The organism is Paenibacillus mendelii (assembly GCF_024498075.1).
Lineage (GTDB): Bacteria > Bacillota > Bacilli > Paenibacillales > Paenibacillaceae > Paenibacillus_Z > Paenibacillus_Z mendelii.
This window is the reverse complement of record NZ_JANHOF010000026.1, coordinates 55,270-64,674: the sequence shown is the minus strand read 5'-3', so window position 1 is coordinate 64,674 and position 9,405 is coordinate 55,270. Positions and strand designations below refer to the sequence as shown.

The window sequence follows — 9,405 nt, the reverse complement described above, 5'->3', positions numbered from 1 at the left end:
CGAGGTGGAAGTGCAGCAATGCATGCAGCTGACGAATACTAATCGGTCGAGGGCTTATCCTAAAAGATACCCCACAAAGTGACGAACAGCTTCGAAGCTGATTCCGAATACTTTGCGAGGACCCCGATACTCATTCGGGAAACACAGCTTTAGAGTTGCGCAAACTCGTATCCAGTTTTCAGGGTGTAACCACACCTGAAACGTTTGGTGGTAATGGCGAAGGGGAACCACGCGTACCCATCTCGAACACGACCGTTAAGCCCTTCAGCGCCGATGGTACTTGGACCGCAGGGTCCTGGAAGAGTAGGACGTCGCCAAGCACGAGGAACCGACCGCGAACCGCGGTCGGTTTTTTGTTGGTTGGCTAAGGAATATCATAAGAAAGGTGCAGCTCGCATATAAGCTGCACCTTTCTTATGATATATTATCGATGATAATAACTAACATCCGTTGTATGCAGCTTCAAGATCCCGTCAGCTCTCATTTTCTTGAGTTTGCGAAGCACAACGATCCGTGGAGCGAGAAACCAAAGATGCCAGCTAATTAAACTAATCATTTGAGCTTCATTGGCCCATGGATATGCGATGCCGATCGCACATAGACCCAGCCAGAGTAAATGACGGTGCAGCCTTCTAAATAGGGCAAGCTCAATGTGTGAGATGGGAATGTATCCAATCCACGGCGGTTGAATAAGCCAGCTCCATCTGCGGTAATCAGGGACATCGACTCTTATTAAGGTTAAGTGAATAATAATAAAATGGATGACTTGCGTGAGCAGTATTCCGACCGCGATTGCGATTGCTCCCTCCATGCGGTACATTAAAAGTTGAAATACGCTCAATATAAGCGCGATAACCAGATGGCTCCATTTGGACTCTTTTCGTAAATTGATTTTTCGGATAAGCTGGTACTGATATATGGTTGCTTTCATTTGTTCGGCAAGCGTACCCCTCATAGCCTCAACGCCCTTTCTGTATCATACGACTATATGTATCGGAATAACAGAACCGATTATGAAGACTTCCTTTTAAAACAAGTACAGGGCTATCGTTCACCAATTCACCCTCGCGCACATAAAATGTATTACTATTTGAAATGGGCTATGAAACAAGTATAACTTGATAGACTATGTGGCATAATAGTAGCAATGAAGAAATACAAGGTGAGGTGTTCGACAATGATGGAAGAGAATATGGCTGCCCGCAACTTCTGTATCATTTGCGGCCATGACAAAACGGACGGGATACGAATCATTGATGAATTTATTTGTGAAGCCTGCGAAACGGAAATGGTTGAAACGGACGTCCAGGATGCGAAGTATCCTTTTTTCATCCATCAGCTTAGACGGATCTGGATGCAGAAGAACGCATAATCGACATCTGTAATAGCAGGTATCCTCTTAACCTATATTGATCCATAAGATTGTATTCATCACCCCGGTGCTCATGCAGATGAGATTGCTGGGGTCATTTATTGTCATTTAAAGTACCTATAGAGACGGATATCCGATATGATGGAGGGAAGCATAAGAGAAGGAGCAGGATCATGAACGGGTTAACAAACTGGAGGGCACCTCTATTAGAAATGCTGTACGAGCATCATCTCTCTGATCCGTCTAGCTTTCATGTGCCTGGACATAAATTCGGACAAACCATAGCTATGATGGAATCATCTCATAACGAAGCCTTACAACAAGTAAGATCGATGATGAAAATGGATGTAACAGAGCTTTCCGTAACGGATGATCTGCATGATCCAACTGGTGTAATTGAAGAAGCACAAAACCTGGCTGCCGCTTGCTTCGGGGCGGAAGAAACCTATTTCCTTGTGGGTGGAAGCACAGCCGGTAATCTGGCCATGCTGCTTGCCTGCTGTGAACCTGGAGATCTCATACTGGTGCAGCGCAGCGCACATAAGTCTATATTGAACGGGTTAGCATTAGCCGGGGGACAAGCGGTGTTCTTAATGCCTGATAAAGACGTGACAACTGGTCTGGCCATCGCCCCATCGGTACAGCATATTGAAGAAGCGCTGAATAAGTATCCGCAAGCTAAGGCTGTCTTGCTAACCAATCCAAGTTATTACGGAGTCAGCGTTGATTTACGACCTTATGCCGATACCATTCATCGGCATGATAAGCTGCTGCTAGTAGACGAAGCGCATGGCGCACACTATGGGCTTGATCCGCTATTGCCAACTTCAGCCCTGCAAGCTGGAGCCGATGCGGTCGTACAGTCGACGCATAAAACATTATCCGCGCTGACGATGGGGGCTATGCTTCACATACAAGGGTATAGAATGGACCGCAAGGCAGTAAGACAGGCCTTGACGATGATACAAAGCTCAAGCCCCTCCTATCCGATTATGGCTTCACTCGATATTGCCCGGGCAATGGTCGACACATTCGGGCACGAAATGTTTATTAGCGGGATAGATGCGGCAAGGGCGTTTCGACAATGGGTCAAGGAAACGTGCAAACGGTTAGAAATTGTCGAAAGCACTAGTTCCCATGTTCGTATGGATCCGCTTCGTGTTGTATTAAAGGATGCGACAGGTAATCATTCGGGATACGAGCTGCAGCGGATGCTAGCCGATAAAGGTTGCTGGGTAGAGATGGCGGATTCAGAACGAATCGTTCTGTTATGCGCAGCGCCTGCGGTATTGGAGGATATGGTCAGGCTGCAGGAGCAAATACTTACAATTGAAAACGAATCTTGGTCCGGAAACGCAGAGTGTGATCTTGAATATGCCCGTCAGGCTGAAACAGAGTTCTGGATGCAGTCAGATAAAGATAGCGGAGGGCAGTATCCGAAGAGCGAAGGTCAATGGATATCGGAACCGGTCTCATTCTCAAGACGCCCGTTTCAAGCCGATCGGCTAGAACAGATCGGGTTAGATGATGCAGCTGGTCGAATTGCTGCAGAATCTGTTATCCCCTACCCGCCGGGAATACCTATTCTATATGCAGGAGAACGTATTACTGCAGGCTCTGTTCAATATTTGGCTGCTTTGGCGAAGCACGGCGCCAAATTTCAAGGAGCTGTCGATCCAACGCTGCGTACGATTGCTGTACTTAAGGACAGGTAGCCGTTTACGTGTCTGGGTTGCCTTTGTTATGATAAGGGTATAACAAGATAGAGGAGTTCTTTCATTGAATATAGGAAGATTCATAACCATCGAAGGTGGAGAAGGTGCCGGTAAAACGACACTCATCCAGGCACTCGCACATACACTAACAGAAGAAGGGCACCGAGTGATGATAACCCGGGAGCCTGGCGGTATACCGATTGCGGAGCAAATTAGGGAAATCATTCTGGACCGGAGCAATACGATGATGGATGCTCGAACAGAAGCGCTGCTGTACGCTGCGGCAAGGCGTCAGCATTTGTCGGAAAAAGTTGTTCCCGCGCTGGAGCAAGGGTATGTTGTCATCTGTGACCGTTTTATCGATAGTAGTCTTGCCTACCAAGGACATGCCCGGGGATTGGGTATCGACGAAATCCGTTCTATCAACCGCTTTGCAATCGGCACGACGATGCCGGACTTGACGCTCTATATGGATATAATGCCCGAGCGTGGCTTGGAGCGGATTCAGCAAGGAACGGGCCGTGAAGTGAACCGGCTCGATCTTGAAGGCCTTTCCTTTCATCAACGGGTTCGCGAGGGATATTTAATGCTTCAAGAGCAGGAGCCTAAGCGTGTGATCCAGGTGGATGCCGATCAAGAGCCCGATAAAGTGCTCAAAGCCGCAATATCGGTCATAAAAGAACGATTTGGCTGGAATTAAAGGATTTTTTGCAAGCGATGTCAAATTAGTAGGGTACGAGTTTTTATGCTGCTTGCGAATCTAAGGATCTTGGGAGGGATATGGATGAAATTAGTCGTCGCCATTGTACAGGATAAGGATAGTAACCGGTTGTCGAATGCGCTCGTCCGTGAAGGCTTCAGAGCGACAAAGCTCGCGAGTACAGGCGGCTTTCTGCGTGCTGGCAACACAACCTTTATGATCGGTATTGAAGATGAACGCGTTCATGAGGTTCTAAACGTGATTCGTTCCAATTGTAAAGTGCGCGATCAACTTGTTTCTCCGGTATCGCCGATGGGAAGTACGACAGATGCTTATATTCCATTTCCAGTTGAAGTACAAGTGGGCGGGGCAGCGGTCTTTGTCGTACCGGTCGAACGATTTGAACATTTCTGAATGGACGTGACGTAAGATGAAAATCAATCCGGGTTGGCGTCCTCTCGGTCAGGACCGGACGCGGACGGAACTCGGCAATAAGCCGCTGCAGCCGAAGAATTTCTCCGACATTATGCAGCATCAGGATGAGCAGCGCTCAATGGAACAGCTGCAGCAGAAGCTTCAGGATATTCATCTTCAAGGCGAACGGCTCTCGCGCTCGATGACGGTACGAGAGCTGAAGCTTTATCGTCAGATGGTGAAACAATTTCTCGAAGATACGGTGCGCCGCGGTATCGGGATGAAGGAAACACGAGGTTTCGACCGCCGTGGCCGTACGAAGCGCTATAAGCTTCTGGATGAGCTCGATGCGGCTCTCGTGACGATGGGTGAGGAGCTGCTTGACAGCGAGGAAGGCCGAATCGAATTGCTGCAGAAGATCGGAGACATTCGCGGCATTCTCATTAATTTGCTTTTTTAAGAAAGGGAAGACATAAACACATGAGCATCGAACAACTAGCCGGTCAGCAGAAGGCGAAACGGATTTTGCAGCATGCGCTGAAGAGCGGAAAAGTGTCGCATGCTTATTTGTTTACCGGCCCGCCGGGGAGCGGAAGAATGGCTATGGCGCTCGCATTTGCCAAAGCGTTGTTCTGTGCCAGCGGTACCGGCGATGCTTGCGGGACATGCATTGAATGCCGGAAATTTGAGCATGGCAACCAACCGGATCTGCATGTTGTAGAGCCGGATGGAAATTCGATAAAAATTGATCAAATCCGCGAGCTGCAGCGGGAGCTTGCCTACCGCAACAGCGGAACGGAACGTAAGATATATATAATGAAGCGAGCCGAATCGATGACGCTTCAGGCGGCGAATAGTCTGCTGAAGTTTCTGGAGGAGCCGCAGGCGTCAGTAGTCGCTATATTACTGGCCGACAATGGACAAGCGGTACTCCCAACTGTTCGCTCCCGGACCCAATGGGTTCCTTTTTTGCCGCTTGCACCGATCGATATGCTGCAAACCCTGAGCTTAGAAGGGGTTCCCGTGCTGCTGGCTCGGGCTGCCGTTCATCTGGCTTCCGGACTGGATGCTTGCCGGGCACTCGTCCAGCAGAATGGGTTTGCAGAAATGAGAAATGTAGTGATACAATTAGGCAAGGATAGTCTACTCCGATTCACCGCGGCCATGTTGACTGCCCAGCAACACGTATTCAAGACCGAGCTCGGCGATCAGCCTCAACTGCTGTTGTCGTTACTCGTTTTATGGTATAAAGATATGATTCATATTCAAGCAGGAAGACAAGATGAGGTCGTTTTTATAGATCAGATAGATTGGCTTAGCAAGCATGCATTCGCACGTTCAGCTGAGGGCTGGATCAGATGCATGGAGCATACACTCGAGGCCGGCAAACGAATGAGAGCCAATGTATCGCCGCAGCTGGCCATTGAGCAGCTGCTAATTCGCGTACAGGAGGGGTGATTGGTTGTATAACGTCGTTGGCGTCCGCTTTAAGAAGGCGGGCAAAATATATTACTTTGATCCAATTGAGCTCCCGGTCGACAAAGAGCAGCATGTCATTGTCGAGACAGCACGAGGGGTTGAATATGGCAAGGTTGTGGTTGGACAGAAGCAAGTCGGTGAATCGGATGTAGTCCTTCCGCTAAAAAAAGTAATACGCATCGCCGGTGACAACGACGCCAAAATTGTAGAGGAGAACAAAGCGGCAGCAAAGAACGCCTTTGCTACGTGCCTCGACAAGATTAGAGATCATCAATTAAAAATGAAGCTGGTTGATGTGGAATTCACCTTCGACCGCAATAAAATCATTTTTTATTTTACTGCCGAGGGCAGAGTCGATTTTCGTGAGTTAGTCAAAGATTTGGCTAGTGTGTTCCGCACCCGTATCGAGCTTAGACAGATCGGCGTGCGCGACGAAGCGAAGATGTTGGGCGGTATCGGTCCTTGCGGCCGTGTATTATGCTGCTCCTCTTGGCTGGGTGATTTTGAGCCGGTATCGATCAAGATGGCGAAGGATCAGAATCTCTCGCTTAATCCGACGAAAATTTCCGGCTTATGCGGCCGTTTGATGTGCTGCTTGAAATATGAGCATGATAATTATGAAAGCGTCAGAGAAGAGCTGCCGGCGGTTGGCAAAATCGTCGTCACATCGTATGGTGAAGGTAAGGTAACGGGGATTAACGCCCGTGCTAAGACCGTGCATGTTCAGCTGTTTGACGGCGGCAAGCCGAAGGAACTGCCGCTGGATGATGTCGTGATCAAGTAAGATCTCGTTGGCGATAAGTCCGAAGCCGAGCGTCTTTGAGGTGGGATATTGAACAAGAACGATATATTCAATAAGATGGATGAATTGGAATCGAGAACAGGTAACTTGTATCAAGAGCTGGGAACACTGAAACAACGTGTGAAGGCGCTTCTAGAGGAGAACAAGCGGCTGAGTATTGAGAACCAACAGCTGCGCAAAATTTTCAAGCGTGAAACGGCTATTCATACGAATCCGCAAACGCCGAAATCGGAAACGGTAGACGCGTCTGAGGAACCGTTGTTGGAACAACCGCCGGATTCGAACGATCAGGCTGCTGTCGGCGAAGGCTATGACAACTTGGCTCGCCTGTATCATGAAGGATTTCACATTTGTAATGTCTATTATGGACATTTGCGTACGGAAGGCGACTGTCTGTTCTGTCTGTCCTTTCTTAATAAATAGGGTTTATCGTCAGCCCAAAGAGCGACGATAATTCGGAAGCACCGTAGCCGTCCTTGTATAAGGGCGGCTTTATCTTTTATACTTTTCTAATGAATGGTTTGAAACGGGGAAAGTGGGGGTATACAGAGCGTGTATAAAGAAAGTCTTCTTCAACCAGGGGAACGTATAGACGATTTATTAACACATCAGCTAACCATTATCCAGAGCCGGGACGTATTTAGTTTCTCGATGGACGCGGTATTGCTTGCAAGGTTCGCTGGCGTCCCGATGCGGGGGCGGGTACTCGATCTCTGTACGGGCAACGGAGTCGTTCCCTTATTGCTTACAACTCGTACACAAGCCAGTATTGATGCCGTTGAAATTCAACCGAGGCTTGCAGATATGGCCAAGCGAAGTGTGGCGATGAATGGACTTCAAGATCGAATCCATATTCATGAGGCAGATTTACGAGAATATTACAAACAGAGCGGTCATGGGGGATATGATGCGATAACGGTGAATCCGCCTTACTTGCCGGCCCACAATGGAGATAAGAATGAGAATACGCACTACGCGATGGCACGTCATGAATTAAATGGCTCCTTGGAGGAAATTGTAGCGGCATGCGCAAAGCTTGTCCGCACCGGAGGCCGCGTGTCCATGGTGCATCGACCATCCCGATTTGTAGAAATCGTGGATACGATGCGCCGCTATAAGCTTGAACCGAAACGGGTCCGCTTCGTTCACCCGCGTGTCGAAGCAGAAGCTAACATCGTGCTTATTGAAGCCATGCGAGATGCCAAGCCTGACGTTAAGCTGCTTCCTCCACTCATCGTATATAATGAAGAAAAACAATATAACAAAGAAATTATGGAAATTTACTATGGGGGACGAGCGTCCTTAAGTGAGGGATAATAGCCATCATGAATGTGCAAAAAAGCTTTACACGAGGCAGTGAAGGTGGAACGACGGGATGGAGCGGGACGCTGTATTTGGTCGGAACACCGATAGGCAATTTGGAGGACATGACGTTTCGAGCGATACGCATCTTGAAGGAAGTCGATATTATCGCAGCTGAAGATACGCGGCAAACGCGTAAATTACTTACTCACTATGAAATAGCGACACGCCTTGTCAGCTATCATGAACACAATAAGCAAGCTAGCGGTATCGAACTGATCCGCTTGTTGAAGGAGGGGCAGTCAATTGCGCTTGTAAGTGATGCGGGGCTCCCGGCTATATCCGATCCTGGCGCGGACTTGGTTGCTTCTGCAGTAGAACAAGATATATGTGTCGTTCCGGTTCCTGGGGCGAACGCGGCATTATCGGCATTGATTATATCGGGCTTGCCAACGGACCGCTTCAGCTTCCTTGGATTCCCCCCACGTGACCGCAAGCCGTTATCGCAATGGCTGCAGAAGCATCGTAAGCAAGAGGGCACGATTATTTGCTATGAATCGCCGCATCGGGTAGGTAAGACGTTGGCAGCTGTACGGGAACATTGGGGCGATCGTCCTATTGCAATGGTTCGGGAGCTGACGAAACGGCATGAAGAAGCGGTAAGAGGAACAATTACAGAATGCTTACAATGGTTGGAGGAGCATCCGGCACTGGGTGAATATTGTTTAGTGATTGCGGGCTTCAATCGTTCGGAAGCGGGAGAAGGACAGGATGAAGATGAGGAAAAGCCATGGTGGGACGGAATGGAGCTAGCCGAGCATGTTAAGCGGTATGAGGAGCAAACGGGGGATCGCAGAGAAGCGATAAAAAAAGCGGCTATAGATCTAGGACGTCCTAAGCGGGATGTATATAATGAACTGATCCAGAAGTAAGAGGGTTTGGACAAAAAAAGGGCCTTCCTGACGGGTTCTTGTCTCAGGAAGGCAGTAAGGAGTATAAAAAAGGTTAGAATTAACAAGTTCATTAATTGTATTATAACCGATAATTCCGGATTTGTCTCTTATTTTGTAACGGGAGTTGGTAATTCCGTCAAACAAACGTTGCAAACGATTTTTCCTTTGAAATATGTAACGTTCTCTGCATTGCCGCAGAAGATACAAGCAGGCTCGTATTTCTTCAACATGATCCGTTCACCATCTACATATATCTCAAGCGCGTCTTTCTCGCCAATGCCGAGTGTGCGGCGCAGCTCAATTGGGATAACAACACGTCCAAGCTCATCAACTTTCCGTACAATTCCTGTCGATTTCATCATAATCTATTCGTGTCCCCTCTCATAAATAATTCGTCATAATTCGACAAAATTCTATCATTTCTTTTCTCTATAGTACCAACGTTTCCCAAAATAGTCAATACCGAAATGCGTTCGGAAGAGCTCTACTTTGCTACAATCGTGATAGAGATAAGGTTATTAAGCTATACTTATCGTACAACATCAAGCTTGATTTTGGAAATAAAATTACGACATTGTTCGACATTTAATATGAATTTGTGTCGAAAATTTGTCTATTGGAACGTAGAAAGTACTAACAATTAAAGAAAATATAAAGGAATTCCATAG

12 protein-coding genes and 1 rRNA gene are annotated in these 9,405 nt (G+C 47.8%); 11 read left to right on the top strand and 2 right to left on the bottom strand.

Annotation, left to right across the window (positions count from 1 at the left end):
• Window positions 1-203 precede the first annotated feature (203 nt).
• A 5S ribosomal RNA gene (rrf, locus tag NNL21_RS34075) occupies window positions 204-320 on the top strand.
• 104 nt (window positions 321-424) lie between these two features.
• Here rrf and NNL21_RS34070 read toward each other — a convergent pair.
• Entirely contained in the window at window positions 425-955 is a 531-nt protein-coding gene (locus tag NNL21_RS34070; protein WP_204822573.1) for a transposase, read from the bottom strand.
• Between the two features lie 225 nt (window positions 956-1,180).
• On the opposite strand from NNL21_RS34070, the gene NNL21_RS34065 reads away from it, so the two are divergent.
• The 10 genes from NNL21_RS34065 to rsmI all read left to right on the top strand — a co-directional run bounded on the left by NNL21_RS34065 (window position 1,181) and on the right by rsmI (window position 8,716).
• On the top strand, window positions 1,181-1,372 hold the full coding sequence (locus NNL21_RS34065) for a sigma factor G inhibitor Gin (protein ID WP_204822630.1): 192 nt from the start codon (window positions 1,181-1,183) through the stop codon (window positions 1,370-1,372).
• Window positions 1,373-1,545: 173 nt separating this feature from the next.
• A complete protein-coding gene (locus tag NNL21_RS34060) occupies window positions 1,546-3,087 on the top strand; it encodes an aminotransferase class I/II-fold pyridoxal phosphate-dependent enzyme (protein WP_204822574.1) in 1,542 nt (513 codons plus the stop codon).
• A gap of 64 nt (window positions 3,088-3,151) precedes the next feature.
• Entirely contained in the window at window positions 3,152-3,787 is a 636-nt protein-coding gene (gene tmk, locus NNL21_RS34055) for a dTMP kinase (protein ID WP_204822575.1), read from the top strand.
• 84 nt (window positions 3,788-3,871) lie between these two features.
• The gene (darA, locus tag NNL21_RS34050) at window positions 3,872-4,201 is read left to right on the top strand and encodes a cyclic di-AMP receptor DarA (protein ID WP_204822576.1); all 330 of its coding nucleotides are present in this window, start codon (window positions 3,872-3,874) and stop codon (window positions 4,199-4,201) included.
• 16 nt (window positions 4,202-4,217) lie between these two features.
• Window positions 4,218-4,661 (top strand): YaaR family protein, encoded by a 444-nt coding sequence (locus tag NNL21_RS34045; RefSeq protein ID WP_204822577.1) that lies wholly within the window; start codon window positions 4,218-4,220, stop codon window positions 4,659-4,661.
• 20 nt (window positions 4,662-4,681) lie between these two features.
• Window positions 4,682-5,659 carry a DNA polymerase III subunit delta' gene (gene holB / locus NNL21_RS34040; protein WP_204822578.1) on the top strand — a complete coding sequence of 326 codons (978 nt, stop codon included), beginning with the start codon at window positions 4,682-4,684 and terminating at the stop codon, window positions 5,657-5,659.
• 4 nt (window positions 5,660-5,663) lie between these two features.
• Window positions 5,664-6,464, top strand: coding sequence for a PSP1 domain-containing protein (locus NNL21_RS34035; RefSeq protein ID WP_204822579.1), 801 nt, complete (start codon window positions 5,664-5,666; stop codon window positions 6,462-6,464).
• A 48-nt stretch (window positions 6,465-6,512) separates the two neighbouring features.
• Window positions 6,513-6,905 carry a DNA replication initiation control protein YabA gene (yabA, locus tag NNL21_RS34030; protein ID WP_204822580.1) on the top strand — a complete coding sequence of 131 codons (393 nt, stop codon included), beginning with the start codon at window positions 6,513-6,515 and terminating at the stop codon, window positions 6,903-6,905.
• Between the two features lie 129 nt (window positions 6,906-7,034).
• Entirely contained in the window at window positions 7,035-7,799 is a 765-nt protein-coding gene (locus NNL21_RS34025; RefSeq protein ID WP_256555668.1) for a tRNA1(Val) (adenine(37)-N6)-methyltransferase, read from the top strand.
• A gap of 8 nt (window positions 7,800-7,807) precedes the next feature.
• A complete protein-coding gene (rsmI, locus tag NNL21_RS34020; RefSeq protein ID WP_204822581.1) occupies window positions 7,808-8,716 on the top strand; it encodes a 16S rRNA (cytidine(1402)-2'-O)-methyltransferase in 909 nt (302 codons plus the stop codon).
• Between the two features lie 128 nt (window positions 8,717-8,844).
• Here the strand turns inward: rsmI and NNL21_RS34015 are convergent, their stop codons facing one another.
• Window positions 8,845-9,099 (bottom strand): AbrB/MazE/SpoVT family DNA-binding domain-containing protein, encoded by a 255-nt coding sequence (locus NNL21_RS34015; RefSeq protein WP_204822582.1) that lies wholly within the window; start codon window positions 9,097-9,099, stop codon window positions 8,845-8,847.
• Between the last annotated feature and the right edge of the window lie 306 nt (window positions 9,100-9,405).